At 66.3% G+C, this 23,838-nt stretch carries 29 protein-coding genes and 1 other RNA gene; 15 read left to right on the top strand and 15 right to left on the bottom strand.

Going from position 1 to position 23,838, the window contains the following annotated elements:
* Positions 1-29: 29 nt before the first annotated feature.
* The gene (locus tag CGK74_RS01635) at positions 30-230 is read right to left on the bottom strand and encodes a DUF2909 domain-containing protein (protein ID WP_094266791.1); all 201 of its coding nucleotides are present in this window, start codon (positions 228-230) and stop codon (positions 30-32) included.
* A 102-nt stretch (positions 231-332) separates the two neighbouring features.
* Between CGK74_RS01635 and CGK74_RS01630 the strand changes: the two genes are divergently transcribed.
* The 5 genes from CGK74_RS01630 (at position 333) to CGK74_RS01610 (ending at position 4,447) form a co-directional block, all read left to right on the top strand.
* Entirely contained in the window at positions 333-1,136 is an 804-nt protein-coding gene (locus CGK74_RS01630) for an SURF1 family protein (RefSeq protein WP_240498589.1), read from the top strand.
* Positions 1,102-1,755, top strand: coding sequence for a hypothetical protein (locus CGK74_RS01625; protein WP_094266790.1), 654 nt, complete (start codon positions 1,102-1,104; stop codon positions 1,753-1,755). The genes CGK74_RS01630 and CGK74_RS01625 overlap by 35 nt, the downstream gene beginning before the upstream one ends.
* Complete coding sequence (locus CGK74_RS01620; RefSeq protein WP_240498588.1) at positions 1,752-2,837, top strand: COX15/CtaA family protein; 1,086 nt, start codon at positions 1,752-1,754, stop codon at positions 2,835-2,837. Before CGK74_RS01625 ends, CGK74_RS01620 begins: the two co-directional genes overlap by 4 nt.
* Positions 2,834-3,730 carry a heme o synthase gene (cyoE, locus tag CGK74_RS01615; RefSeq protein ID WP_094266789.1) on the top strand — a complete coding sequence of 299 codons (897 nt, stop codon included), beginning with the start codon at positions 2,834-2,836 and terminating at the stop codon, positions 3,728-3,730. The genes CGK74_RS01620 and cyoE overlap by 4 nt, the downstream gene beginning before the upstream one ends.
* A 99-nt stretch (positions 3,731-3,829) precedes the next feature.
* Positions 3,830-4,447: an SCO family protein gene (locus tag CGK74_RS01610; protein WP_094266788.1), complete on the top strand. Its 618-nt coding sequence runs from the start codon at positions 3,830-3,832 to the stop codon at positions 4,445-4,447.
* A 1-nt stretch (position 4,448) separates the two neighbouring features.
* Here the strand turns inward: CGK74_RS01610 and CGK74_RS01605 are convergent, their stop codons facing one another.
* From CGK74_RS01605 to rpoH, 3 genes are all read right to left on the bottom strand, one after another.
* Positions 4,449-4,781, bottom strand: a complete 333-nt coding sequence (locus CGK74_RS01605) for a DUF5615 family PIN-like protein (RefSeq protein ID WP_094266787.1) — start codon at positions 4,779-4,781, stop codon at positions 4,449-4,451.
* Positions 4,778-5,014 (bottom strand): DUF433 domain-containing protein, encoded by a 237-nt coding sequence (locus CGK74_RS01600; RefSeq protein WP_094266786.1) that lies wholly within the window; start codon positions 5,012-5,014, stop codon positions 4,778-4,780. The genes CGK74_RS01605 and CGK74_RS01600 overlap by 4 nt, the downstream gene beginning before the upstream one ends.
* 62 nt (positions 5,015-5,076) lie before the next feature.
* Positions 5,077-5,928: an RNA polymerase sigma factor RpoH gene (gene rpoH / locus CGK74_RS01595; RefSeq protein WP_094266785.1), complete on the bottom strand. Its 852-nt coding sequence runs from the start codon at positions 5,926-5,928 to the stop codon at positions 5,077-5,079.
* A gap of 367 nt (positions 5,929-6,295) precedes the next feature.
* Here rpoH and CGK74_RS01590 point away from each other — a divergent pair, with 367 nt between their 5' ends.
* Together CGK74_RS01590 and CGK74_RS01585 are read left to right on the top strand one after the other, a co-directional pair.
* The gene (locus CGK74_RS01590; protein ID WP_094266784.1) at positions 6,296-7,342 is read left to right on the top strand and encodes a porin; all 1,047 of its coding nucleotides are present in this window, start codon (positions 6,296-6,298) and stop codon (positions 7,340-7,342) included.
* Positions 7,343-7,562: 220 nt separating this feature from the next.
* Positions 7,563-8,360 (top strand): symmetrical bis(5'-nucleosyl)-tetraphosphatase, encoded by a 798-nt coding sequence (locus CGK74_RS01585; protein WP_094266783.1) that lies wholly within the window; start codon positions 7,563-7,565, stop codon positions 8,358-8,360.
* On the opposite strand, the gene CGK74_RS01580 is transcribed toward CGK74_RS01585, so the two are convergent.
* The gene (locus CGK74_RS01580; protein WP_240498621.1) at positions 8,357-9,079 is read right to left on the bottom strand and encodes a lysophospholipid acyltransferase family protein; all 723 of its coding nucleotides are present in this window, start codon (positions 9,077-9,079) and stop codon (positions 8,357-8,359) included. The genes CGK74_RS01585 and CGK74_RS01580 overlap by 4 nt on opposite strands.
* A gap of 98 nt (positions 9,080-9,177) precedes the next feature.
* Positions 9,178-9,945: a GNAT family N-acetyltransferase gene (locus CGK74_RS01575; protein WP_094266781.1), complete on the bottom strand. Its 768-nt coding sequence runs from the start codon at positions 9,943-9,945 to the stop codon at positions 9,178-9,180.
* 111 nt (positions 9,946-10,056) lie between these two features.
* Between CGK74_RS01575 and CGK74_RS01570 the strand changes: the two genes are divergently transcribed.
* The 3 genes from CGK74_RS01570 to CGK74_RS01560 all read left to right on the top strand — a co-directional run bounded on the left by CGK74_RS01570 (position 10,057) and on the right by CGK74_RS01560 (position 12,009).
* Positions 10,057-10,473 (top strand): HIT family protein, encoded by a 417-nt coding sequence (locus CGK74_RS01570; protein ID WP_004291956.1) that lies wholly within the window; start codon positions 10,057-10,059, stop codon positions 10,471-10,473.
* A gap of 133 nt (positions 10,474-10,606) precedes the next feature.
* Entirely contained in the window at positions 10,607-11,542 is a 936-nt protein-coding gene (locus tag CGK74_RS01565; protein ID WP_094266780.1) for a carbohydrate kinase family protein, read from the top strand.
* Positions 11,536-12,009, top strand: coding sequence for an outer membrane lipoprotein (locus CGK74_RS01560; RefSeq protein WP_094266779.1), 474 nt, complete (start codon positions 11,536-11,538; stop codon positions 12,007-12,009). Before CGK74_RS01565 ends, CGK74_RS01560 begins: the two co-directional genes overlap by 7 nt.
* A gap of 32 nt (positions 12,010-12,041) precedes the next feature.
* On the opposite strand, the gene CGK74_RS01555 is transcribed toward CGK74_RS01560, so the two are convergent.
* From CGK74_RS01555 to CGK74_RS01530, 6 genes are all read right to left on the bottom strand, one after another.
* Positions 12,042-13,214, bottom strand: coding sequence for a DUF3426 domain-containing protein (locus CGK74_RS01555; RefSeq protein WP_094266778.1), 1,173 nt, complete (start codon positions 13,212-13,214; stop codon positions 12,042-12,044).
* Positions 13,211-14,113, bottom strand: a complete 903-nt coding sequence (gene prmA / locus CGK74_RS01550; RefSeq protein ID WP_094266777.1) for a 50S ribosomal protein L11 methyltransferase — start codon at positions 14,111-14,113, stop codon at positions 13,211-13,213. Before prmA ends, CGK74_RS01555 begins: the two co-directional genes overlap by 4 nt.
* Before the next feature lie 6 nt (positions 14,114-14,119).
* Entirely contained in the window at positions 14,120-15,478 is a 1,359-nt protein-coding gene (accC, locus tag CGK74_RS01545) for an acetyl-CoA carboxylase biotin carboxylase subunit (RefSeq protein WP_004291961.1), read from the bottom strand.
* A 7-nt stretch (positions 15,479-15,485) separates the two neighbouring features.
* Positions 15,486-15,935 carry an acetyl-CoA carboxylase biotin carboxyl carrier protein gene (accB, locus tag CGK74_RS01540; RefSeq protein ID WP_094266776.1) on the bottom strand — a complete coding sequence of 150 codons (450 nt, stop codon included), beginning with the start codon at positions 15,933-15,935 and terminating at the stop codon, positions 15,486-15,488.
* Between the two features lie 358 nt (positions 15,936-16,293).
* Positions 16,294-16,845 carry a TlpA family protein disulfide reductase gene (locus CGK74_RS01535; RefSeq protein ID WP_094267399.1) on the bottom strand — a complete coding sequence of 184 codons (552 nt, stop codon included), beginning with the start codon at positions 16,843-16,845 and terminating at the stop codon, positions 16,294-16,296.
* 11 nt (positions 16,846-16,856) lie between these two features.
* Entirely contained in the window at positions 16,857-17,408 is a 552-nt protein-coding gene (locus CGK74_RS01530) for a hypothetical protein (RefSeq protein ID WP_240498620.1), read from the bottom strand.
* Between the two features lie 143 nt (positions 17,409-17,551).
* Between CGK74_RS01530 and mpl the strand changes: the two genes are divergently transcribed.
* Entirely contained in the window at positions 17,552-18,904 is a 1,353-nt protein-coding gene (mpl, locus tag CGK74_RS01525; protein WP_094266774.1) for a UDP-N-acetylmuramate:L-alanyl-gamma-D-glutamyl-meso-diaminopimelate ligase, read from the top strand.
* 6 nt (positions 18,905-18,910) lie between these two features.
* Here the strand turns inward: mpl and CGK74_RS01520 are convergent, their stop codons facing one another.
* The 3 genes from CGK74_RS01520 to CGK74_RS01510 are packed head-to-tail and all read right to left on the bottom strand — an operon-like array spanning position 18,911 to position 20,645.
* Complete coding sequence (locus CGK74_RS01520; protein ID WP_094266773.1) at positions 18,911-19,576, bottom strand: BON domain-containing protein; 666 nt, start codon at positions 19,574-19,576, stop codon at positions 18,911-18,913.
* Positions 19,576-20,169: an SIS domain-containing protein gene (locus CGK74_RS01515; protein WP_094266772.1), complete on the bottom strand. Its 594-nt coding sequence runs from the start codon at positions 20,167-20,169 to the stop codon at positions 19,576-19,578. Before CGK74_RS01515 ends, CGK74_RS01520 begins: the two co-directional genes overlap by 1 nt.
* Before the next feature lie 44 nt (positions 20,170-20,213).
* The gene (locus CGK74_RS01510) at positions 20,214-20,645 is read right to left on the bottom strand and encodes a YraN family protein (RefSeq protein WP_094266771.1); all 432 of its coding nucleotides are present in this window, start codon (positions 20,643-20,645) and stop codon (positions 20,214-20,216) included.
* Positions 20,646-20,689: 44 nt separating this feature from the next.
* On the opposite strand from CGK74_RS01510, the gene rsmI reads away from it, so the two are divergent.
* The 4 genes from rsmI to rnpB all read left to right on the top strand — a co-directional run bounded on the left by rsmI (position 20,690) and on the right by rnpB (position 23,504).
* Positions 20,690-21,565, top strand: coding sequence for a 16S rRNA (cytidine(1402)-2'-O)-methyltransferase (gene rsmI, locus CGK74_RS01505; protein WP_094266770.1), 876 nt, complete (start codon positions 20,690-20,692; stop codon positions 21,563-21,565).
* A 49-nt stretch (positions 21,566-21,614) separates the two neighbouring features.
* Positions 21,615-22,649, top strand: a complete 1,035-nt coding sequence (pyrC, locus tag CGK74_RS01500; protein ID WP_094266769.1) for a dihydroorotase — start codon at positions 21,615-21,617, stop codon at positions 22,647-22,649.
* A 10-nt stretch (positions 22,650-22,659) separates the two neighbouring features.
* Positions 22,660-23,097 carry a hypothetical protein gene (locus CGK74_RS01495; protein ID WP_094266768.1) on the top strand — a complete coding sequence of 146 codons (438 nt, stop codon included), beginning with the start codon at positions 22,660-22,662 and terminating at the stop codon, positions 23,095-23,097.
* Between the two features lie 25 nt (positions 23,098-23,122).
* Positions 23,123-23,504, top strand: an RNA gene (rnpB, locus tag CGK74_RS01490) — RNase P RNA component class A.
* The last annotated feature ends 334 nt before the right edge of the window (positions 23,505-23,838 follow it).

Below are 23,838 nucleotides of genomic sequence, written 5' to 3'. Positions count from 1 at the left end.
GGGAGACCGGTCGTGACTGCCGCATGCGCCTACAGCCTGCCCTCGATGAGCCCGGTGGCGAAGCCGGCCATCAGCAGCGCGAACAGCGTCAGCGACAGGCCCACGCGGATGGCCAGGGCGCGGGCGACCCGGGTGCCGCCGGCCGCGTTGCGGTCGCGCATCAGCAGGAACAGCGCCGAGGCCAGGCTGGCCACGATCATCAGCAGGAAGGCGATGACGACGATGCGCATGACGGTTCTCCGCGGGGTTTCGCTGCAGTGTAGCCGCGTCGATGGGGCGCACCAAACGGAGGAGGCGTGCTCGTGAGCACCCGGGCGACAGCACGCCTGCGAATGCTCCTGCCCCTGCTGGCGGGCGTGCTCGTGGTCGCCCTCACGACGTCGCTCGGCAACTGGCAGCTGCGCCGTGCGCAGGAGAAGAGCGAACTGCAGGCGCTGCTCGATGACGCGGCGGCGCGGCCGGCCGTGCGCGCGACGGCCTCGGCGCCACTCGCGACCGACACCGACGAAGCCGGGTTGCGGCTGGGCCAGCCCTTGCTGCTCGAGGGCGAATGGTTGCCGGCGGAAACGATCCTGCTGGACAACCGCACCCATGCCGGGCAGGCCGGCTACCACGTGCTGACACCCCTGAAGCTTGCCGACGGCTCGGGCGTGGTAGTGGTCAACCGCGGCTGGATCGCGGTGGGGCCGGATCGTCGCGCGGTGCCGGACGTGTCGGTCGCGCGCGGGCCGGTTCAACTGCAAGGCCGGCTGCATCGGCCGGAAGCCTCGCCCTTCACGCTGGCGCGCGCGGGACAGGCAACTGGCGGAAAGGTGGTGCAGGTGCTCGATCTGGCGCAATGGGCCGGGGCGTCCGGACTGGGGCTGGCGCTCTGCCCGACGGCCAGACCACGCGCACGAGGCGAGGCCGCAGCCCCCTGCGTTGCACTCTGGATCGCGCTGCAGACCTCGGTCGTGAATGACGGCCTGGTGCGCGACTGGCCGCTGCCGTCCGCCGGCATCGACCGTCATCGCGGCTATGCCTTCCAGTGGTACGCGCTTGCGGCGCTTGCCGCCTTGCTCACCGCCGGGTTCGCCTGGCGCCTGATCTTCCGGAGACCTCATGAGCAGCGGAACCCTCGCTTCGCCGGACACTGAGCCCCTCGGTCCGGTGCCGCCCGCGCTTCGCCGCCGGGCACGGCGCACCCTGTTGCTGCTGGCGCTGGTATGCGTGCTGCCGGTGCTGGCGTCCTACTTCATGTTCTACGTCTGGCAGCCGCAGGGGCGGGTGAACAACGGCGCATTGCTGCCGCTGACGCCCTTGCCGCAGAGTGGCTTGCCCGGGCTTGGGGGCCAGCCGGCGCTGACGCGCGCCGAGCTCGAGGGACGCTGGACGCTGGTCGTGGCCGCACCGGCCGCCTGCGATGCGGCCTGCGCGCGTGCGCTGTACGTGTCGCGCCAGGCGCGCATCGCCCAGGCCAAGGAGATGGAGCGGGTGGGCCGGCTTTGGCTGGTCAGTGATGGCGCAGAACCGGCAGCCGATCATCTGCCCGGCACGTCGGTGGCCGACGAGCTGCGCATCGCCCGTGCCGATGCGGCGTGGCTGGCTGCGCTGCCGCAACTGGCGCCCGGCACCATTCTTCTCGTTGATCCGCTGGGCAACGTCATGATGCGTTTCGACGACCGGGCCGATGCGACGGCGGCGGCGCGTGCCCTCACCAAGGATCTGCAACGCTTGCTGAAGTACTCGGCGCTGGGGCGGGGAGGGCGGCCGTGAGTCGCGGCCTGCGCCTCTACAAGCGCCTCGCCCTGGGCGCGCTGCTGCTGACCTTCGTCGTCGTGGTGTTCGGCGCCTATGTGCGTCTGGCCGATGCCGGGCTCGGCTGCCCGGACTGGCCGGGCTGCTACGGCAAGCTCACGCCGGCGCATGCCGCCGACGTGATCCGCGACGTCCATGCCGCGGCGCCGGACGGCCCGGTCAGCCTGCCCAAGGCGTGGAAGGAGATGATCCACCGCTACCTCGCTGCGAGCCTTGGCCTGCTGATCATCGTCATCGCGGTGCTGGCCTGGCGTTTGCGCGACAACCCGCGTGCCGCGCCGGGTGTGGCCCTGGCGCTGGTCGGGGTGGTGATCTTCCAGGGGCTGCTCGGCAAATGGACGGTGACCCTGCTGCTCAAGCCCGCCATCGTCACCGCGCACCTGCTGGGCGGCCTGACCACGCTGGCCCTGCTGGCCTGGCTGGTGTTGCGCGCCTCCGGTGCCGTGCAGCCGATGGCGGCGCCATCGCACGCGGGTCGATCGCCGCGCCGGCTGCAGCTGGGTGCCAGGCTGGCCTTCGCCCTGCTGATCGCACAGATCGCCCTCGGCGGCTGGACCAGCACCAATTACGCGGCGCTGGCCTGCACCGATTTCCCGACCTGTCACGGCAGCTTCGCGCCGGAGGCCGACTACGCCAACGCCTTCCACGTGGTGCGCGAACTCGGCATGACGGCAGATGGCGAACTGCTGTCGAACGCCGCGCTCACTGCCATCCACTGGTCACATCGCATCGGCGCGCTGGTCGCGGGGGGCGCACTGCTGTTGCTGGGCGGCGCCCTGTGCCGACGGCGCGCGACCTTTGATGTCGGCGTCGTGCTGCTGGCGGCGCTGGCGCTGCAGGTCGGGCTGGGCATCGCCAACGTGCTGCTGTCGCTGCCCCTGCCGTTGGCCGCGGCGCACAACGCCGGCGCGGCCCTGCTGGTGTGGGTGATGGTGTGGGTCAATTTCCGGCTCGGCGCACCGCGCGCCCTGCCATTCGTCGCCCCGCAGCGCCGGCCCGATCCGGCGCTGGCGATGGCGATCGAGGAGGGGAGATCATGAAAATCGCCGCTTTGGACGCCGCCCGCGCCAGCCGCCTGCGCGCCTTCTACGTGCTGACCAAGCCGCGCGTGAATACGTTGATCGTGTTCTGCGCGGTGATCGGCATGTTCCTCGCCGTGCCCGACGGCTTGCCCAACGCCTTGACCGTGTTCGCTGCGACGGTCGGCATCGCCTGTGTCGCCGGTGCCGCGGCGGCGATGAACTGCCTGATCGAGCAGCAGATCGACGCCCGCATGACGCGCACCCGGGCCCGCCCCTTGCCGCGCGGCGAGCTGTCGCCCACCGAGGTGCTGCTGTTCGCCGGCGTGCTCGGCGGCTTCGGTCTGACACTGCTGCATCAGGCGGTCAATCCGCTGACGATGTGGCTGACGCTCGCCACCTTCGTCGGCTACGCGGTGGTCTATACCGTGCTGCTGAAGCCGCGTACGCCGCAGAACATCGTGATCGGCGGTGCATCCGGCGCGATGCCGCCAGTGCTCGGCTGGGCCGCGGTGTCGGGCGAGGTCAGCGCCGATGCGCTGCTGCTGTTCCTCATCATCTTCGCGTGGACGCCACCGCACTTCTGGGCGCTGGCCCTGTACCGCACCGCCGACTACGCGCGCGCGGGGCTGCCGATGCTGCCCGTCACGCACGGCGCCGAGTTCACCCGCCTGTCGGTGTTGCTGTACACCCTGATCCTGTTCGGCGTCACGCTGCTGCCCTTCGCTACACGAATGAGCGGCGCGCTCTATCTGGGCGTAGCGGTGGCGCTTGGCTTGCAGTTCATCCGCTACGCCTGGCGGCTGTTCCGCGACTATAGCGACGCGCTGGCACGGCGTACCTTCCGCTTCTCCATCGCCTACTTGTTCGGGCTGTTCGGGGCGCTGCTGGTCGACCATTACCTGCGGTGGTGATGCACGCCGGACGTGCGGCGCCTTGACGCAGACGGTGTTTGCGCGCGTCGCAAGCGTCTATCATCGGGCGCTGATTGAACCGGCAGCACGAGGTGCCCGATGTCTTCCCGCTTTTCCCCTACGTTCCGTTTCTCCCGCCTTGCCCGCGCTGCGGCCACGGCGCTTGCCGTCGCGTTGCTCGCGGCCTGCACCCCGCCCGAGCCGGTGTTCCGCAGCACCGACATCACCGGCGCCGAATATGGCAAGACGCTGCAGCTCACCGATCACCACGGCCAGACGCGCACGCTCGCGGACTTCAAGGGCAAGGTGGTCACGATCTTCTTCGGCTACACCCAGTGCCCTGACGTCTGTCCCACGGCATTGGCCGGCATGAGCGAGGTCATGCAACAACTCGGCCCGGACGGCGACAAGGTCCAGGTCATCTTCATCACCGTCGACCCCGAGCGCGACACGCCTGCGCTGCTGGCCGAATACGTGCCGGTGTTCGACAAGCGCTTCCTCGGGATGTATGGCACGCCCGACAAGATCGCCGAGGTAGCAAAGGATTTCCGTGTGTTCTACCGCAAGAGCGGCGACCTGGAGGGGCACTACACCATCGACCATTCGGCCGGCACCTACGTGTTCGACCCGCAGGGCAGGCTGCGCTTGTACGTGAAGCACGCCGAGGATCCCGCAGTGATCGCGGCGGACATCAAGGCGCTGCTGGCGGGGAAGTGAGTCAGCGAATCTCGACGATGGATTCGCCGGCTTCGAGCGCCTCGATCAACTGGGGGAGTACAGAGTCGAAGGCCGTGAACAATGCCTGCTTACGGCAGTTTCCCAGCCGAACCCAGACGACCTGAGGCGGGATGCTTCTTTGGTGGTTGGCGAGGATACGGAAGTCGTCGTCCTTCGTGACGATGACCAAGCTCTCTTCTCGCGCGTGGCGCCAGATCTCGCTATCCGAGGCGTCTGCGAGGCCAACGTCCGTGACGTGCGCTGCGCATAGCTGCTTCGACGAGAGCCAGCGAGCCAGAGCCGCTGGAAGCTGATTGTCGACCAGCAGCCTCATGCTGCGACGAGGATTGTGTGATCGGCCTGAATGGCTGCGTACTCGAGGCATGCACGGATGTCCGCCTCCTCCAGGAAAGGATAGTCCTCGAGAATCTCTTCAAAGCTCGCGCCTGCGCCCAGCAAACCGAGAACGTCCGAAACCCGGATTCGCAAACCCCGGATGCATGGACGGCCGCCGCACTGGTCTGCCGAGATGCTGATCCGGTCAAGCAGCTTGCTGTAGTGGGGCATGTCGCGTTCTCCGTTGGCCAGGCTCTTGGCTGAGTATAGCCACTTGCATGCCAACGTGAACTTTACGCCACCGCCGCAAGCATCCCGCGCATCTTCTGCATGGCCTTGGCTTCGATCTGGCGGATGCGCTCGGCCGACACGCCGTACTCGGCTGCCAGTTCGTGCAGCGTGGCGCTGTCGCCTTCGCTCAGCCAGCGGCGCTGGACGATGGCGCGGCTGCGGTCGTCCAGGCTGGCCAGCGCGTTGCGCAGGCCGCTGTCCTGAAGGTGGGCGAGCTGCGTCTGCTCCAGCACTTCCGAAGGTTCGGCGTGCGGATCGGGCAGGTAGGCGATGGGCGCGAAGCGCTCGTCATCGTCGTCGCTGCCGCCATCGAGCGGGATGTCGCGGCCGCCGAGGCGGGTTTCCATCTCGACGACTTCTTCCGGCTTTACGCCCAACTGGGCGGCGATCGACTTCACTTCGAGTGGGTTCAGCGTCGTGCTGTCCTGCTTCATGCCGCGCAGGTTGAAGAACAGCTTGCGCTGCGCCTTGGTGGTGGCGATCTTCACCAGGCGCCAGTTCTTCAGGATGTATTCGTGGATCTCGGCCTTGATCCAGTGGATCGCGAACGACACCAGACGCACGCCCCGCGTCGGGTCGAAACGCTTCACCGCTTTCATCAGGCCGATGTTGCCTTCCTGGATCAGGTCGGCATGCGGCAGGCCGTAGCCTAGGTAGCCGCGCGCGATCGCAACCACCACCCGCAGGTGTGACATGACCAGTTGGCGCGCTGCATCAACATCGCCGTCATCGCGCAGCCGCGTCGCCAGTTCCACCTCCTGCCGCTCGCTGAGCATCGGCATGCGGTTCACGCTCTGGATGTACTGATCCAGGCTGCCGGCGGCGGGAACGGGGAACGTCAGGGCTTGAGACATAGGCTTGTGTCCTCCTTGCGCTCGAATATTAGCACTCGGGGCATCAGAGTGCTAAGCCGGGCTCGAGTTCCGTCTTTGATACACGGCGCTTCCTCCCGATCGTACGTGGGTTCGGGCATGCGGGTATCCCATTGTCAGGGCTACGACCCCGCCCGACGGCGCCGGCTGCGATTCCCGCAGGCAGGTGCCATTGGCGTTGTCATCTGTTGCACGACTGCAACAACAATCCTCCGAATGTGGTGTTTTAGCGCTGCCGGGCTTGCAAGGGGCGCGGCGGGTTTGCAGAATCGCTCCAACTTCTCGCCAGAGAGGTGAGTAGGGCCGAGGCACATGCCAAGGTCTCAACTTCATATTTGAGGAGAAACACATGCAGAAGAAACTGATCGCGCTGGCTGTTGCCGCCGCTGCTGCCGCTCCGGCCTTCGCTCAGTCGAACGTGACCGTCTACGGTCGTGTCGATATGGGTTATTCCTACTCGGGTTCGCACTCGGGTGACGCTGAGAGCCGTAACGGTATCGACAGCGGCCTGCTGCAGCCCAGCTTCATCGGCTTCAAGGGCACCGAAGATCTGGGCAATGGCCTGAAGGTTGGTTTCGACGTTCAGACCCGTCTGAACTTCGACACCAACGAAGAGCGTGACTACATCGCGTCGAGCTCGCGTCGTGATTCTTACCTGTTCCTGAGTGGCGGTTTCGGTACCGTTGCCGCTGGTCGCCTGACCACCCCGCAAAACGCATTCCTGGGCAGCCTGGACCCCTTCCTGGATTCGGCCATCACCGGTTTCAGCACCAATTACACCCAAGGTGCAGGTCTGCTGAACTTCGTGCTTTCGGGCAAAGCAGATCCTGTCACCCGTCTTGATAACACTGTCGCTTACATCTCGCCGAGCTTCTCGGGCCTGACGGTGACTGTGGCTTACACCGCTAGCGCACTGAATGACGAGCGCGCTGACGACGATCTGGATGCGAACATCTGGGCAGTCTCGCCTGTCTATAAGAACGGTCCGCTGACCCTTGGCGCGAACTACCATAAGGTCAAGGTTGACGCTATCGATGCAACCGAAACCGTCTGGGATCTGGGTGCCGCCTATGACTTCGGCGTGGTCAAACTGGCTGCTGCCTATGGTCAGGACAAGCTCGAGCTCGGTGGGGATGACGGTAAGGTCAAGCAGTGGTTCCTTGCTGCCACCGTTCCGGTCTCGGCAGCTGGCAACGTGGTGCTGGCTTACGGTCAGCAAGAGATCGACGATGTGGATGATTCCAACAACGATCGCTTCTCGATTGGTTACCACCACAGCCTGTCGAAGCGCACCACGGTGTACGCTCAGTACGGCGACTACGACATCGAAGAGAACTCGCTGGCTGGCGAAGGCTACGAGAGCAAGTTCGGTCTCGGCGTGCGTCACACCTTCTAATCTGTCTTCCGGACAGGTTTGAAGATCAAAACGGGAGCTTCGGCTCCCGTTTTGTTTTTTGCTGCGTTCTCGATCGCTGGTGCTCGCGGACCGCGCAGTATCCGCCTGGCGCTCACGGATGTCGGCAACTCAGATGAAACCCGAGCGCAGCAATACGCCGGTAAGATTCAGCTCCCTTTCACGTTCTCGGTGCGGGTCTTTGCGCACCCCCGTTCCCAGCATGCCAAGCTACGCCATCGGCGACATCCAGGGCTGTTACGGACCGCTCGATCGGATGCTCGAGCGCATCGCCTTCGACCCTGCAAGGGACCAGCTCTGGGTGGTTGGCGATCTCGTCAATCGCGGGCCGGAGTCGCTGCGCGTGCTGCGCATGCTGCGAGACATGGGGCCGGCGGCGAATGTCGTGCTCGGCAACCATGATCTCTATCTGCTGATGGTTGCGGCCGGCTATTCGCGGCGTGACAGTGACGACACCCTGTTCCAGGTACTGGAGGCGCCGGATCGCGACGAATTGCTGGGCTGGCTGGCACAGCGGCCGCTGGTACAGGTCGAGGGCGACCACGTGCTGGTGCATGCGGGCTTGCTGCCCGGCTGGACCGTGGCGAAGGCGAAGGCGCTGTCCGACGAGGTTGCAGCGGCGCTGACTGGGCCGAAGGCGAAGACCTTCCTGCTGCAACTGGCCGGCAACCGGCCCGAGCGCTGGGACGAAAAGCTCAAGGGCTGGGATCGGCTGCGCGTGATCGTCAACGCCTGCACGCGGATGCGCTTTTGCTCGCCCGACGGACGCATGGCATTGCGCGCGAAAGGGGCACCCGACCAGGCGCCGCCGGGCACGCTGCCGTGGTTCCGCGTGCCGGACCGGATGAATCGCACGCACACGATTGTGTGCGGCCATTGGTCGGCGCTGGGTTTCTACCGCGAGCCGGGACTGATTGCGCTCGATTCGGGCTGCGTGTGGGGCGGCAAGCTCACTGCGGTGCGCATCGAGGACGGCGAGGTGTTCCAGGTGCCGGGTTAGGCGCCGATATCCCGCATGACTGCGGCACGAGCCTGTTGGGCGAGGCTGCGGCGGTCGATGCCTTCGGCCGTCTCGATGGGCGCCGAAACCGTTACCCGTGCGACGAGCTCCCGCGCTGCGATGATGTTGGCCGTGCATTGGCCCAGGCTCAGTTCGCCGTCGTAGGCGGGCGCGCGGCTGTGGCTTCCATCCGGGTTCCGGTAGCTCAACGCGAGCGGCTGCACGGCGTGGCCGCTGGCGACGGCAGGTTGCAGCAGCGCGGCGTGGAAATGCAGCACGTGGCTGCCGTCGGTGGTCGTGCCTTCGGGGAAGATGGCCACGTTGCGGCCGGCGTCCAGCAAGGCGGCGATCTCGGCATTGATGATGCGCGCGTGGCCGCGGCTGCCACGGCGCAGGAAGATGGTGTCGTTGCGCGCGGCCAGCCAGCCTATGAGCGGCCAGCTGCGCACCTCGGCCTTGCTGACGAAGGCTGAAGGGGAGGCGGCATTGATGACGAAGATGTCCACCCAGGAGATGTGGTTGGCGACCAGCATCGCGCCCGGTGCGATCGGCGCACCTTCCAGCTGCAGGCGCAGACCCAGGATGACGAGCAGGCGCCGGGACCAGCGCTGGCGCAGGCTCAGCCGGGTCGTGGGCTTGCACAAGGGATAGACCAGCGCCAGCGTTGCCGCACCCTGCAGCAGGTGAAGGGTGAGCCGCAGGTAGCGCCAGGCGCGCAAGAGCGGCGGTGTGGGTGCGAATGCGGCCGGCACGACAGGAGCGGCCGCCGAGGCCTGTGTCTGCGTCCGCAGGTCAGCGGTCTGCCCCTGTCCGTTCATCAGCCTTGGCGTCCCATGAAGTGTCGCGCGTAGCGGTCGTCGACCTTGGTCATCGGCATAAGGATCGGCAGGTCGGCGGTGTTGAAGTCGGGATCCCAGGCGGGGTCGCCGCAGATCCAGGCGCCAGCGCGCAGGTAGCCCTTGATCAGCGGCGGCGGCTCGGCGGCAAGGTCACTGCGCAGTGCGCGCATCGGCAGTGGGCAGCGCGGGAACACGTGGTACTCGGTCGGTGCGAGGTGCTTTTCGCGCAGGCGATTATACAGGCTGGCTGCGGCGTGGCCGCCGTCAGCCATGCTGACCGAGGCGCAGCCGACCAGATAGTCGTAGCCGTTCTCCTGCATGTAGCGTGCGAGGCCGCCCCATAGCAGCGCGATCACCGCGCCACTGCGGTAGTCGGCATCGATGCAGGAGCGCCCGATCTCGACCAGCCGCGGGCGGAGGTGCTGGAGGCGGGTGAGGTCGAATTCGTTCTCCGAGTAGTATCCGCCGACCCTGCGCGCCGCGGACGGGGACAGGATGCGGTAGGTGCCGACGATGCGGCCGGCATCTTCGTCGCGCACGATCAGGTGTTCGCAGAAGGGGTCGTAGATGTCGCGGTCGACGCCCGGCGTGCGGGTCGGCAGGCGAGCGCCCATCTCGTCGGCGAACACGCGATAGCGCAGCTTCTGGGCTTCGAGGATCTCGGTTTCGCAGGTGGCGAGGCCGACGTGGAGGTTGCGGCCCTTGCGGGCGGCGGTGTCCTGGCGGGGCTGGCGGTTCTCGAGCATGGCTGTTGTCCGTCCTGTTGGAATGGGGCCATTCTCGAAAGCCTGCGTTGCGATGCGGTGACGCGATGGTTACGATGCGATGACTGAAACGCAGACAGACGAGGAGAGGGGATGGACAACTGCGTGTTCTGCCGCATCGTGAAGGGCGAACTGCCGGCATCGAAGGTGTATGAGGATGAGCACACGCTCGCGATCATGGACATCCAGTCGGTGAATCCCGGCCACATGCTGGTGATGGTGAAACCGCATCGCGACAACATCTACGCGCTCGACGACACGCTGGCTGGCGCGGCGCTGCGCACGGCGGCTCGAATGGCGCGGACGGTGAAGAAAGTGACCGGCTGCGAGGGCGTGACGCTTTTGCAGGCGAACGAGCCCGCAGGCGCGCAGACGGTGTTCCACTTCCATATCCACGTGCTGCCGCGATGGACGGACGACGGCATGGCGCTGGCGTGGCCGGTGAAGAACCCGTCGCGCGAGGCCCTGCAGGAGATGGCTGAGCGCCTGCGCGCAGGACTGGTGGACTGACATGGCTTCCGGCAGGCGAGCGGCCTCGGTCGCGTCGCCAATCCTGCCGGGAACGTGACCGTCTGCCGGACAGGGCAGCAGGGCCGCCTCGTATAATGGCGGCCTTTTTCATTCGTCCCTGCGGGCCTGCCCTATGTCCATCCTCGTCTGCGGATCGGTCGCCTACGACTCGATCATGGTCTTCCACGACCGCTTCAAGAATCACATCCTGCCCGAGCAGATCCACATCCTGAATGTATCCTTCCTGGTGCCGGATCTGCGCCGCGAGTTCGGTGGCTGCGCCGGCAACATTGCCTATTCCTTGAAGTTGCTCGGCAGCGATCCGCTGATCATGGCCACCGTCGGCGAGGATGCCGGCCCCTATCGCTATCGCCTGCAGAAGCTGGGGCTGCGCGAGGATCATGTGCGCGAGGTCCCGGGCACCTTCACCGCCCAGGCCTTCATCACGACGGACCTCGACGACAACCAGATCACCGCCTTCCACCCTGGCGCGATGTTTCATTCGCACCTTAACGATGTGCGCGAGGCGAAGGGCGTGAAGCTGGGTATCGTGTCGCCTGACGGCCGCGATGGCATGTTGCGCCATGCGAAGGGCTTTGCCGAGGCAGGCGTGCCCTTCGTGTTCGATCCGGGTCAGGCGCTGCCGATTCTCGGTAGCGAAGAGTTACTCGAATGCCTGCAACTGGCTACCTACTGCACGGTCAATGACTACGAGGCTCGCCTGATGTGCGAGAAGACGGGCCGCAGCGAGGCCGATCTCGCCGCGATGGTGGATGCCTTTGTGGTGACCTTGGGTGGCGAAGGTTCGCGTATCCATCATCGCGGTAAGGTGTTGAGCATCCCAGCCGCCAGACCGGATGCGATCGTCGATCCCACGGGCTGTGGCGACGCGTATCGGGCCGGCCTGCTTCACGGCATCGCGAATGGCTGGGACATGCTGCGTGCGGGCCGTTTGGCTGCGGTGATGGGCGCGATCAAGATCGCCTGCCGTGGCGGACAAAACCACCAGCCGACGCGCGACGATATTGCGGCGCGCTATCGGCAGGCTTTCGGGGAGGATCTATGGTGAATCTGAAATCGACCAGGCTGCGGGCCACGGCGGGTGCGCTTGCTGCATTGCTGATCCTTGGCGGTTGTGCGCAGGGGCTGGGTGGTGGAACTTATTCGCGCACCGAGGCGCGCCGCGCGATGACGGTGCAGTTCGGTACCGTCGAGTCGGTGCGCGGCGTGCAACTGGAGGGGACCAAGTCGCCGGTGGGTACGGTGGCAGGCGCGGCCGTGGGCGGCATTGCCGGCAGCACGATCGGCGGCGGCCGCGGTCAGGCGGTGGCGACGGTGATCGGGGCTGTGGCGGGTGGCGTGGCCGGCGCTGCGGTCGAGGAAGGCGTGACGCGTACGCAAGGGGTTGAAGTCACCGTTCGGCTGGATAACGGCCAGTTCCTGGCCGTGGTGCAGGCCGACGAGGGCGAGGGTTTCCGGCCCGGCGAGCGCGTGCGCGTGCTGCGCGACGCCGGCACCACGCGCGTGACGCGCTGAGTGCCGAGACGACGGGCGTTACCGGTAGAAGGTCAGGGGTAGAAGACGTAGACCCGGTAGCCGGTTGGTGCAAGATCAGGCGCTTCGAAGCGGATGCGGGCATTGACCGCCCGCCGCCCTGCGAACGCCTCGACGCGTTGCGCCGCCGGAACCCATTCGTCTGGAGCGAGGGTTCGGCGGGCGATCGGCATGTCGCGCGCATCGGTCAGCGTCAATTCCAGATGGGGCCAGGTCTGTGCATAGTCCGCGCGGTTGTTGACCGTGGCGTGCAGGACGTAATTGCCCGGCCGTCCCGGTTCCGATTGCAGGTCCGAGGCGTCGAGCCCGATCGACTCTGCATTGCGGGGATAGGGAACGTCGCAGCCCAGCTGTGCGCAGGCGGTCGTCAGGATCGGGCGCAGGCCGGGCAGTTCGCGTGCGATCTCGGTGCGATACAGATAGGTGCCCTGTACAAGCAATAGCCCGGCCAGCAGGCCGACGGTGAGACCTTCCAGCGTGCGCACCGCGGCGCTGGCCGGCTTGGGTGGGCGGCCGTACCGTGCGTCGAGCCGCGCGATGTCGATGTGGGCTGGCTTGATGTCGGCCGGCACGACAGGCTCGGGGGGCGCCGTGGCGGGTTCGGGCGCTACGATCTCGGCCTCGTTTCCGGGCGAGAGGGGTTCAGCGCGGACATCCGCCGCAGAGAGCGCTGCCGCATCTGGGGGCGCTTCTTCGACCGCCGGGTTTGCTTCGGAGGTCGACGGCTGTTCGCCTTGGCCCGCGGACTCGGCGGGTGCTGCCCTGCGTCCGCTGCGAAGAACCTCTGGCAACGTTGCCGTAGGCTGCGCACGGGATGCATCGGCATCGGTATCGAGCGGTTCTGGATCGAAACGCTCGCGCGGTGGCGTCAGGCCGGGGAAATCCGGAATCACGAAATCGAGATCGGTCAGGCTTGCCGCCTGCGTCTGGACGGGCTCATCCGCGACTGGCGGTCGGATCGGTTCTGCCGGTGCCGGTGCTGGCGACGGCGCCGCCGTCTCGATTTCCGGAAAGGTCAGGCGCGGCGAGCGCGGCGAAGCCAGAGCCTCGCGTGGGCGGATCTCGTGTTCGCGAGCGTTGAAGGGGTGGAAGCAATGGCCGCAGCGAACCTCGCCCCGACGCGCGTTGAGCTGTTCCGGACTGAGCCGGAACACCGTCTGGCAGGCTGGGCAGCGGGTCAGCATCATGCGACGGGGCGTTGCCCCTCGAGTCGGATCCAGCCTTCGTGCGTGGCGCCGACCTGCAGCGCGATGAAGGGCGCCCAGGCTTCGATGACCTGCTCGGCTTGGGTTTCGAGCACGCCCGACAGCGCCACCTTGCCTCCCGGCGCAACGCGCGCGGCAATGGCGGGAGCCAGTACGCACAAGGGGTTGGTCAGGATGTTGGCGACCACGACATCGAAGGTGTCGCCGACCGGCGTGCCCGAGTGCTGCAGGCGAATCGTCGTGGCGTTGCGTTCGGCGTTGTCGCGTGCGGCCTCGACTGCCTTCTCGTCGATATCGACGCCAAGCACGTCGCCCGCGCCCAGCTTGGCTGCCGCGATGGCGAGGATGCCCGAGCCGCAGCCGTAGTCGAGCACGCTGCAACCGGGTGTGATGCTGTCACACAGCCATTCGAGGCACAGCCGGGTGGTCGGGTGCGAGCCGGTACCGAAGGCCATGCCCGGGTCGAGCTCGATGTTGATCGCCGCCGGATCGGGCGCCTCGTGCCACGACGGCACTATCCACAGCCGGTCGGTGATGCGGATCGGATCGAACTGGCTTTGCGTGAGTTGCACCCAGTTCTGCTCGGCGACCTGTTCGGTGGTGTAGGGTGGCACGACGGTGAAGCCAGCGGCCTTCGACGCTTCGGTGAGCAGGGCGGCGAGGGCGGCATCGTCGGTGTCGCCGTCCACCAGCGCGATGACGCGGCTGTGGTCCCACAGCGCGGTCGGCAGGTGGCCGGGCTCGCCGAATTGGGGCGTCTCCGCCTCGGTGCCGGCGTCGGCATCCTCGATGGACACCGACAGTGCGCCGGCCTCCATCAGGGCGTCGGACAGCGCTTCGGCCTTTGCCGCGTCAGCCTGCAGTGTGACCGAGATCCACATCGGTGCTCAGCCCTTCACTTCGTTGCGGTCGGCCAGCTTGTGCTCCAGGTAGTGGATGCTGGTGCCGCCTTCGATGAAGCGCGGGTCGAGCATCAGCGTCTGGTGCAGCGGGACGTTGGTCTTGATGCCCTCGACCATCATTTCCGACAGTGCGATGCGCATGCGACGGATGGCCTGGTCGCGGGTGTCGCCGTAAGTGATGAGCTTGCCGATCATCGAGTCGTAATGCGGCGGCACGGTGTAGCCGTTGTACACGTGCGAATCGACCCGCACGCCGGGGCCGCCGGGCGTGTGCCAGTTGCTGATGCGGCCGGGCGACGGCGTGAACTTGAACGGGTCCTCGGCATTGATGCGGCATTCGATGGCATGGCCGCGGAACTCGATGTCGCGCTGGCGGAACCACAGCTTCTCGCCGGCAGCGACGCGCACCTGCGCCTGCACCAGGTCGACGCCGGTGATGAACTCGGTCACCGGGTGCTCGACCTGCAGACGGGTGTTCATTTCGATGAAGTAGAACTCGTCGTTCTCGAACAGGAACTCGAAGGTGCCTGCGCCGCGATAGCCGATCTTGCGGCAGGCTTCGGCGCAGCGCTCGCCGACTTTGGCGATCAGCTTGCGATCAATGCCGGGCGCGGGCGCTTCCTCGATGACCTTCTGGTGGCGGCGCTGCATCGAGCAGTCGCGCTCGCCCAGATAGACGGCATTGCCGTGCTGGTCGGCCAGCACCTGGATCTCGACGTGGCGTGGGTTCTCGAGGAACTTTTCCATGTACACCACGGGGTTGCCGAATGCCGCCTGGGCTTCGGCGCGGGTGGTGGTGACGGCGTTGAGCAGCGCGGCCTCGGTGTGCACCACGCGCATGCCGCGCCCGCCGCCGCCGCCCGCCGCCTTGATGATCACCGGATAGCCGATGGCGCGCGCGATCTTGACGATTTCCTTCGGGTCCTCGGGCAGTGCGCCGTCGGAGCCCGGCACGCAGGGCACGCCGGCGGCTTTCATCGCATCCTTGGCCGACACCTTGTCGCCCATCAGGCGGATGGTATCGGGGCGTGGGCCGATGAAGACGAAGCCCGACTGCTCGACGCGCTCGGCGAAGTCGGCGTTCTCCGACAGGAAGCCGTAGCCGGGGTGGATCGCCTCGGCATCGGTCACTTCCGCTGCGGAGATGATGGCCGGGACATTGAGGTAGCTGAGCGTGGAGGAGGCGGGGCCGATGCACACGGACTCGTCGGCCAGGCGTACGTACTTGGCCTCGGTGTCCGCCTCGGAATGCACCGCGACGGTCTTGATGCCCAGTTCGCGGCACGCCCGCAGGATGCGGAGTGCGATCTCTCCGCGGTTGGCGATGAGGATCTTCTCGAACATGGCGCGATCAGCCGATGACGAAGAGCGGCTGGCCGTACTCGACCGGCTGGCCGTTCTCGACCAGGATTGCCTTCACCACGCCGGAGAACTCGGACTCGATCTCGTTCATCAGCTTCATCGCCTCGATGATGCACAGGCGGTCGCCCACCGACACGCTCTGGCCGACGTCAGCCATCGGCTTGGCGCCGGGTGCCGAGGCGCGGTAGAAGGTGCCGACCATCGGCGACTTGACGACGTTGCCTTCGGGCAGTGCGGCAGCGGCGGGCTCGGCTGCGGCTGCGGGCATCGGTGCGGCAGGCGCGGCAGCCGGAACGTGGGCGACGTAGGTTGCCGGCGCGGCGGCGCCGCCAAAATGCTTGGCGATGCGGACCTTTTCCTCGCCCTCGGTGACTTCCAGTTCGGAGATGCCCGATTCCTGGACGAGGTCGATGAGTTTCTTCAGCTTGCGCAGATCCATGCTAGTTCTCCGGACCGAGCGGCCTCGCCTGACAGGGCGGCCGACGGCAGTGGTGGATTAATTTTCTGGGTGCCGCGAACGGGCGTTGGGATGGCGCGATGTTGCGCGCGGCGGGTTCTGGAAATGACCAGGCTGGCGGCCGATGACGGTCGGAAGCAGCGAAAAGCCCACGGCAAGCCCCCTGCGGTGGCTTGTTGCCAGGCTCGGTCGATGGCCAAAAACGCTGGTGCGAGTGGGCGAAACGTGACTCCCGCCGCGTCGCCACTCAGCCTTTTGGCTGCGTGATGTACGCTTCATGGCGGCGAGTTTGCCGTAATTCCCGTCAACTTGTCCAGTTGCGGCTATTGCGGAGTCAGCCTCAGAGGGCGAGCAGTGCGCGGATTCTGCCCTCGAGTTCCTCCCGGTTCAAGGTGCCGAGCTTGATGTGACGGGCTTTGCCGTCGCGATCGATGATGACCGTGAAGGGCAGGGCGCGGGCGTCGTTGCCGAAGCCGGCCGCCAGCGTGAGGACTTCGGGGCCGGCGATCAGCAGGGGGTAGGGCACCTTGAACTCTTCGTCGAAGGTCTGCACCTTCTCCAGACTGTCGATGCTGATGCCGACGAATTGCACCGGCTGGTCTGCAAGCGCCTGACTGGCGGCAGCGAAGTCCGGGATCTCCTTGCGACATGGCGGGCACCAGGTGGCCCAGAAGTTGGCGACTATGACCTTGCCGCGCCATTGTTCGAGGGCTTGCACGTGGCCATGGGTATCGGGCAGGTTCAAGGCCAGCAGGGCGTTGACCGTCTCGGTCGATATCTCGCGGGTTTGCGTGCCCGGCTCGGACTGGCCGCCGCGATTGGCGAAGTAACCGCCGATGCCCGCGAGCAGGGCGACGACGAGGATCAGTGCGGTTTGCAGGTTTCGGTTCATGGCTGCGTCCTTCATTCGCCGGAGGGGCTGGGTTGCTGGTCCAGACTCGAGCTGGCCAGCAAGGCTTCGACCTGCGCCAGGCGGGCACGCTCCTGACCGCGGCGGCCGCTGCGCTCGGCGCCTGCCGGGTAGATCGACAGGCGGACTGGCACATCGTCCCAGTCGAAGCTCAGGATGGCTTCGGGCGTGTTGGGCGCGGGCCGCCGGGGCTCGCGATGCTCGTAGTGGAAATCCTGGTTGAGGAAGAAGATCTCGACCTCCTTGGCACTCTCGGGGAAGAGTTCGATCTCCAGTTCCGAGTAGCGGCCCGCTGTGCCGTCTAGGGCGCCGCCCGTAAGGTAAGGGCGGAAATCGGCCAGCAGGCGCATCACTTCGACCGCGGCGCTGCGCATCTCATACAGGCGCTCGGGTTGCTCCTCATCCTGGTACAGGGCCTGCCACGCGCGCAACTCGGCCTCGATCTCGGCATTGTTGGGCAGGGCGTCGGAGTCGCTTGCGCCCAGCTGCTTGGCTGCCTTGCGTTTGGCGAAGCCGAAGTCGCTGATGCCGTCTTCGGCCATCATGCGGGCAGCCAGGGCGGCGATCTCGCGCCGCAGGGTGCCGCTGTGGGGGGCGTGTGAGTGCATGATGGGGGTCGGGTAGAATGCCGCCCAATTCTACACGGGCCGGTTTCATCCGGATGACGGCCTCTCGGAGCTTCTCCCCCATGCACATCCACATCATAGGTATCTGCGGCACCTTCATGGGCGGCGTGGCGCTGCTTGCGCGCGCGGCGGGCCACACCGTCACCGGCTGCGACGCCAATGTCTATCCGCCGATGAGCACCCAACTCGAGGAGCAGGGCATCCGCCTGATAGAGGGTTACGATCCGTCGCAGCTCGAGCTGGCGCCTGACGTGTTCGTCGTCGGCAATGCAGTGTCGCGTGGCAACCCGCTGCTCGAGGCGATCCTCGATCGCGGTCTGAATTATGTTTCCGGGCCGCAGTGGTTGGCCGAGCATGTGCTGGCCGGGCGCTGGGTGCTGGCGGTGGCTGGCACGCACGGCAAGACGACGACGACCTCCTTGCTGGCATGGATGCTGGAGGACGCCGGATTGAATCCAGGCTTCCTGGTCGGCGGCGTGCCGCAGAACTTCGGTCTCTCGGCGCGGCTGACCGAGTCGCCTTTCTTCGTGATCGAGGCTGACGAATACGACACGGCCTTCTGCGACAAGCGGTCCAAGTTCGTGCACTACCGGCCGCGCACGGCCATCCTGAACAACCTCGAGTTCGACCATGCCGACATCTTTGCCGACCTGGGTGCCATCGAGACCCAGTTCCACCATCTCGTGCGTACGATCCCGGCGATGGGGCGGGTGGTCGCCAATGCGCGCGAGGATAGTCTGAAGCGCGTGATCGACCGCGGCTGCTGGTCGGAGCTGGAGTGGTTCAACGATCCGGCGCAGTGGACGGTCGAGACAGGGGTGTCCGAGGCCGAGGCCGTGTTCAGCTTGGGCGGCGTGGAGCAGGGGCGGGTCATCATGCCGCTGGCGGGCAGTCACAACCGCGAGAACGCCCTGGCAGCAATCGCGGCGGCGCGGCATGTCGGGGTCACGCCGGCGCAGGCCATCGCCAGCCTTGCGCGTTTCAAGGGCATCAAGCGCCGGCTGGAGCTGCGCGGTGTCAAGCGGGGTGTGCGGGTCTACGATGACTTTGCCCATCATCCGACGGCGATCGCGCTGACCGTCGGCGGCCTGCGTCGGCGAGAGCCGCGGGGGCGCATCCTGGCCGTGCTCGAGCCGCGCTCGAATACGATGAAACTCGGCGTGATGAAGGCGCAACTGCCGGGCAGTCTGGCCGAAGCCGATCAGGTGTATTGCTACGCGAACAATCTGGGCTGGGATGCGGCGGATGCATTGTCGCCGCTGGGTGAGCGCGCCCGGACCTATGAGGCGCTGGAGCAGCTGGTGGCCGACGTGGTCGCCGCGGTGCAGCCGGGCGACCACGTGCTGGTGATGAGCAACGGTGGTTTCGGTGGCGTGCATCAGAAACTGCTCGATGCACTCTCCGCAGCGGACTGAAACCGCCTATTTGCGCGCGCCGGTCGGGTTGTCGAGGCGGCGCGCCTCTTCCTCGCTGATGTATTCGAACACGCGCACCACCTTGCGTACGGCCTTGCTGGTGCGGGCCACCTCGGCTGCGGCGTCGGCTTCGGCGCGGGTGACGATGCCGAGCAGGAAGACGACGTTGGCTTCGGTCACGACCTTGACGTTGTGCGGGGAGAAACGCTGCGCGTCGACAAAGCGGGCCTTGACGTTGGAGGTGATCAAGGCGTCGTTGCCGCGTGCGGTCAGGGACGAATTGGGTCCGACCACGACTTCATTGATGACGCCGCGCACGTGCTCGACACCGGCGACGATGCGTTCGAGTTCGCCGCGCACTGTCTCGTTCGGCGCCTCGCCGGTCAGCAGCACGTTGCGGTTGTAGGACGTGACGTTGATGTGAACGCTATCGCCGAAACGTTCGCGGATACGGCTGGCGACCTTCCATTCGATGCCTTCGTCCTCGACGTAGGCGCCGCTGGTGCGCCGGTCGGAAATCATGGCGGCACCCGCGCCGACGCCGGTGGCGACGACCGGGAAGCAGCCCTGAAGCAGAGGCAGGCTGCCTGCAGCCAGCAGGCCTAGGACGAGCCGGCGGCGGCCCTGCAAGGGCTGTGCGGAATAGCTGGCGATGTGAGGGGCGTTGGGCATCAGTCTTCCACTCCGAGTAGTAAACAGTCGATACCGTCGCACAGGCAATGCAGGATGAGCAAATGCAGCTCCTGAATGCGGGCGGTGCGATCGGCGGGGGCGCACAGATGGATATCGTCCGGGCCGAGAAGTTCGGCCACCGTGCCGCCTTCGATGCCGGTCAGCGCGATGATGCGCATGTCCCGTTCCTGCGCGGCCCGGATCGCGTCGACGATGCGCGAGGAGTCGCCGCTGGTCGATAAGGTGAGGAGAACGTCGCCGGGCTGGCCCAGTGCGAGGATCTGGCGCGAGAAAAGCGCTGCCGGACTCGGGTCGCCCGCGATCGGGGCCAGCGTGGAGGCGTCGGCGCTGAGCGCGAAGGCGGCCAGAGAGGGGCGCTCCAGTTCGAAACCGTTGACCAGTTGCGCGGCGAAACGGCGGGCGTCGCCGGACGAGCCGCTGCCGCCGCAGACGAGGATCTTGCCATTGTCGAGCAGGCTCGACGTCATGACCTCGATGGCGCCGGCGATCGGGGCGGCGAGCATCTCGAGGGCGTCGAGCGTGGTGCGCGTGTTGTCCTGGAACTGTCGGGAGATGCGCTCGATGAGATCCATTTCGCGTTCGTCATTCGATGGACGCAAAAGTCTAGCACGCACCTTCATCCGGCATCGAAGGCGCCACGTAACCAGATGATGTGCGCTTCGTCCGGGCGGTCGAGCAGCACGGCGTCAAATCGGCACGCCGCGCCCTGGAAGCGCCTTCCCTGGCCGGCGAGCCACCACTGTGCCGCCAGCTGCACACGCCGGCGTTTGCTCGCGGTGATGCTGGCGGCTGCACCACCGAAGCGGGCATTGGTGCGCAGGCGGACCTCGACGAACACCACGCAGTTGCGGTCGAGGCAGATCAGGTCGACCTCGCCGCCGCGGCAGTGCACGTTGCGGGCGATGAGGTGCAGGCCGTTGGCGGTGAGGTGGCGGGCGGCCAGGTCCTCGGCGAGTTGTCCCTGCGCTTGCGCGCGGGTCGGCCGGGCGTCGACAATGTCGCGGTCCGGACTCCGGGCTGCGCCGGTGGCGCGTTGACGTGCTGCCATTCCTGTTTTTCCTCCTTGCGCCGCCCGGCGTGCCAACTGACGACATGACTCCATCCATTTCCCTGCTGCAGAATCCACTGGCAAGTACATCGTCATTATATGTGGTGGCGACACCGCTCGGAAACATGAATGACATTGGCGTTCGTGCGCTGTCCGTTCTGGCCGCGGTCGACGTCGTGGCGGCGGAGGATACCCGGCATAGCCAGCGCCTGCTCGATGCCTTCGGAATCACGACGCGAATGCTGGCGGTGCATCAGCACAACGAGCAGGAGGCGGCCGGACGGCTGATCGCATTGCTCGAATCGGGGCAGCAGGTGGCGCTCATCACCGATGCGGGAACACCCGCCGTCTCCGACCCCGGTGCCAAGTTGGTGGCGCGGGTTCGTGCGGCAGGACATCCGGTCGTGCCCGTGCCGGGACCGTGCGCGGCGGTGGCCGCGCTGTCGGTATCCGGCTTTGCCGAAGGTGGGTTTCGTTTCGTGGGCTTCCTGCCGCCGAAATCGGCCGCCCGCGTCGCGGCCCTGCAGGCGCTGTGCGACGAGCAGGACACGATGGTGTTCTACGAGGCGCCGCACCGTATCGTCGAGTGCGTGGCGGACATGGCAGCCGTGTTCGGCGGCGAGCGCGAACTGCTGATCGCGCGCGAGATCACCAAGCTGCACGAGCAGATCGTGCGCATGCCACTGGGCGAGACGACCGAGTGGTTCGCCGGCGACCCCAATCGTGGTCGCGGTGAGTTCGTCCTGGTGCTGGGCGGCGCCCCCGTGGTCCAGGGGCTCGATGCTGAAACCGAACGCATCCTCGGGCTGCTGCTCGAGGCACTGCCGCTGAAGGGCGCCGCAAAGCTTGCCGCGGAGATCACCGGCGCGCCGAAGAACCTGCTGTATGCGCGCGCGCTCGAGTTGCGCGAGCCACGCTGAAGGGCTTTCGACCGCCTATAATCACGACCTTGGCTCAAGGATAAGCACCATGCAATCGATCACCCTCGTCCGCCCCGACGACTGGCATCTTCACGTTCGCGACGATGCTGCGCTGGCCACCGTGGTACCGCATACTGCAGCCCGTTTCGGACGTGCGTTGATCATGCCGAACCTGAAGCCGCCGGTGACGACCACTGCGCAGGCGCTTGCCTACCGGGAGCGTATCCTCGCTGCAGTGCCGGGGACGCGCTTCGATCCGCTGATGAGTCTCTATCTCACCGACAACCTGTCGCCGGACGAAATCGATCGCGCGGTCCAGACGGGCCGTATCGTGGCCGCCAAGCTTTACCCAGCTGGTGCAACGACCAATTCCGATGCCGGCGTGACGGCCATCGACAAGATCTATCCGGTGCTCGAGCGCATGGAGAAGCTCGGGCTCGTGCTGTGCGTGCATGGCGAGGCGACCGGCGCAGAGGTCGACGTTTTCGACCGTGAGCGTGTCTTCATCGAGCGTACGCTGTCGCCGCTGGTCCGGCGCTTTCCGGGGCTCAAGGTGGTCTTCGAACACATCACGACGGCCGAGGCGGCGCAGTTCGTGCGCGCCGCCGGGGCGCATGTGGCCGCGACGGTGACGGCGCACCATCTGCTGCTGAACCGGAACGCCATCTTCCAGGGTGGCATCCGTCCACATCATTACTGTCTGCCGGTGCTCAAGCGCGAGACGCATCGCGAGGCGCTGGTGGCGGCGGTCACTTCAGGCAACGCGCGCTTCTTCCTTGGTACGGACTCCGCGCCGCACGCCCGCAGCACCAAGGAGAACGCCTGTGGCTGTGCAGGCTGCTATACCGCCCATGCCGGCATCGAGCTCTACGCCGAGGTGTTCGAGGCCGCGGGTGTGCTCGACAAGCTCGAGGCCTTTGCGAGCCTGAACGGGCCGGCTTTCTACGGTCTCGCGCCCAACGCGGACACGATCACGCTGCGCAAGGAGTCGTGGACTGTGCCGGCAAGCTACCCTTACCTGGGAGATGATCCGCTGGTGCCGCTGCGTGCCGGCGAGAGCGTGTCCTGGAAACTGGTGGCCTGAGGAGGGGGATATGGTGGGTCGAATCAGCGGTATCCGTCGGATTGTCCTCGCACTTGCGCTGCTGCCGGTGTTGTCTGCCTGTGAGAACACGGCTACGGCCTACATGGTTGAGGGCAGCCAGCATGCGCTCGTCCTGGTCCGCGAACAGAAGTTCTTCTGGGATGACGAGCTCAAGCAGTCACTGATCGCGTCCCGTCTGCCGCACTGCCAGAAGCGCGTGTCCATTCATCCGGGCTCGACTACTCTGGTCGAAATGCGCGTGTATGAGGCGGGCGATCGTCTGTGGGCGCTGCATCAGGGCAACCGCTGGTATCTCGCCAGCACCGAGCAATGCCGTGTGCAGGACTGGGATAACGCCACCGGCCAGCCCCCCGGTCGTCTCGTCGGCAGTTTCGTGCTGAAAGAGGGGGCACCGACTTTTGTTGCGGCGCCGGCCGACGGCGGCTGAGACGAGCGCGTATAATCTGCCGCGGGAAGTTCGCCAGGCAGTCGCTGCGCACTTCGTCGTGCGTGGAGGAAAGTCCGGGCCCCGCAGAGCAGGATGCCGGCTAACGGCCGGGCGCCGTGAGGCGACGGAAAGTGCAACAGAGAGCAGACCGCCGATGGCCCGTGCAAACGGGATCAGGCAAGGGTGAAACGGTGAGGTAAGAGCTCACCGCAGGACTGGCAACAGGACTGGCACGGCAAACCCCATCCGGGGCAAGGCCAAATAGGGGAGCATTGGCGTGGCTCGCGTCGCTCCCGGGTAGGCTGCTAGAGCGCCACGGTAACGGGGCGCCCAGAGGAATGACTGCCCGATGTCGCCGGCTTGCCGGCGATGTTCGACAGAACCCGGCTTATCGGCGAACTTCCCCACTTCTTTTTTGAGCGGCGACCGCTCCGCTGCAGACGCCTCTTGTGCGTCGCCCAAGGTCGCCATTCGACGCGTTCGCGCTCCTGGAAAGGGGCTGCCCGCGTCCAGTGCGCCTTGCCGCTGCCGGTTTTTCCCACCTCGCCCCACTTTCGCGTCGATCCAGTCCGAGTTCGACCGTTTTCGCATGTCCATGCGCTATCGCCCTTGATTTTTCAGGGTTTATTCAATATTTCCCGGCTTCACATAAGTCATTGTGTAACAACGAGATTCCGGTTTTGTCAGCTTGACCGGGTACGGCCTTTCCACTAAAGTGGGTCCAAGTGGAAAAAAGTGGGG

The sequence above is a fragment of the Thauera propionica genome, assembly GCF_002245655.1.
GTDB classification, from domain to species: Bacteria; Pseudomonadota; Gammaproteobacteria; order Burkholderiales; family Rhodocyclaceae; genus Thauera; species Thauera propionica.
This window is presented reverse-complemented; position numbering and strand designations above follow the sequence as displayed.

Bases quoted from the DNA above. Each gene is read 5' to 3' on its own strand.
- CGK74_RS01510 (WP_094266771.1), bottom strand. From the start codon at position 20,645: ATGGCAGCACGTCAACGCGCCACCGGCGCAGCCCGGAGTCCGGACCGC.
- accB (WP_094266776.1), bottom strand. From the start codon at position 15,935: ATGGATCTGCGCAAGCTGAAGAAACTCATCGACCTCGTCCAGGAATCG.
- CGK74_RS01600 (WP_094266786.1), bottom strand. From the start codon at position 5,014: ATGCCCCACTACAGCAAGCTGCTTGACCGGATCAGCATCTCGGCAGAC.
- mpl (WP_094266774.1), top strand. From the start codon at position 17,552: ATGCACATCCACATCATAGGTATCTGCGGCACCTTCATGGGCGGCGTG.
- pyrC (WP_094266769.1), top strand. From the start codon at position 21,615: ATGCAATCGATCACCCTCGTCCGCCCCGACGACTGGCATCTTCACGTT.
- CGK74_RS01635 (WP_094266791.1), bottom strand. From the start codon at position 230: ATGCGCATCGTCGTCATCGCCTTCCTGCTGATGATCGTGGCCAGCCTG.
- CGK74_RS01625 (WP_094266790.1), top strand. From the start codon at position 1,102: ATGAGCAGCGGAACCCTCGCTTCGCCGGACACTGAGCCCCTCGGTCCG.
- CGK74_RS01555 (WP_094266778.1), bottom strand. From the start codon at position 13,214: ATGATGCTGACCCGCTGCCCAGCCTGCCAGACGGTGTTCCGGCTCAGT.
- CGK74_RS01585 (WP_094266783.1), top strand. From the start codon at position 7,563: ATGCCAAGCTACGCCATCGGCGACATCCAGGGCTGTTACGGACCGCTC.
- accC (WP_004291961.1), bottom strand. From the start codon at position 15,478: ATGTTCGAGAAGATCCTCATCGCCAACCGCGGAGAGATCGCACTCCGC.
- CGK74_RS01565 (WP_094266780.1), top strand. From the start codon at position 10,607: ATGTCCATCCTCGTCTGCGGATCGGTCGCCTACGACTCGATCATGGTC.
- CGK74_RS01560 (WP_094266779.1), top strand. From the start codon at position 11,536: ATGGTGAATCTGAAATCGACCAGGCTGCGGGCCACGGCGGGTGCGCTT.
- CGK74_RS01535 (WP_094267399.1), bottom strand. From the start codon at position 16,845: ATGAACCGAAACCTGCAAACCGCACTGATCCTCGTCGTCGCCCTGCTC.
- CGK74_RS01515 (WP_094266772.1), bottom strand. From the start codon at position 20,169: ATGGATCTCATCGAGCGCATCTCCCGACAGTTCCAGGACAACACGCGC.
- prmA (WP_094266777.1), bottom strand. From the start codon at position 14,113: ATGTGGATCTCGGTCACACTGCAGGCTGACGCGGCAAAGGCCGAAGCG.
- CGK74_RS01590 (WP_094266784.1), top strand. From the start codon at position 6,296: ATGCAGAAGAAACTGATCGCGCTGGCTGTTGCCGCCGCTGCTGCCGCT.
- rpoH (WP_094266785.1), bottom strand. From the start codon at position 5,928: ATGTCTCAAGCCCTGACGTTCCCCGTTCCCGCCGCCGGCAGCCTGGAT.
- CGK74_RS01520 (WP_094266773.1), bottom strand. From the start codon at position 19,576: ATGCCCAACGCCCCTCACATCGCCAGCTATTCCGCACAGCCCTTGCAG.
- rsmI (WP_094266770.1), top strand. From the start codon at position 20,690: ATGACTCCATCCATTTCCCTGCTGCAGAATCCACTGGCAAGTACATCG.
- CGK74_RS01495 (WP_094266768.1), top strand. From the start codon at position 22,660: ATGGTGGGTCGAATCAGCGGTATCCGTCGGATTGTCCTCGCACTTGCG.
- CGK74_RS01570 (WP_004291956.1), top strand. From the start codon at position 10,057: ATGGACAACTGCGTGTTCTGCCGCATCGTGAAGGGCGAACTGCCGGCA.
- CGK74_RS01610 (WP_094266788.1), top strand. From the start codon at position 3,830: ATGTCTTCCCGCTTTTCCCCTACGTTCCGTTTCTCCCGCCTTGCCCGC.
- CGK74_RS01530 (WP_240498620.1), bottom strand. From the start codon at position 17,408: ATGATGGCCGAAGACGGCATCAGCGACTTCGGCTTCGCCAAACGCAAG.
- CGK74_RS01575 (WP_094266781.1), bottom strand. From the start codon at position 9,945: ATGCTCGAGAACCGCCAGCCCCGCCAGGACACCGCCGCCCGCAAGGGC.
- CGK74_RS01630 (WP_240498589.1), top strand. From the start codon at position 333: ATGCTCCTGCCCCTGCTGGCGGGCGTGCTCGTGGTCGCCCTCACGACG.
- cyoE (WP_094266789.1), top strand. From the start codon at position 2,834: ATGAAAATCGCCGCTTTGGACGCCGCCCGCGCCAGCCGCCTGCGCGCC.
- CGK74_RS01605 (WP_094266787.1), bottom strand. From the start codon at position 4,781: ATGAGGCTGCTGGTCGACAATCAGCTTCCAGCGGCTCTGGCTCGCTGG.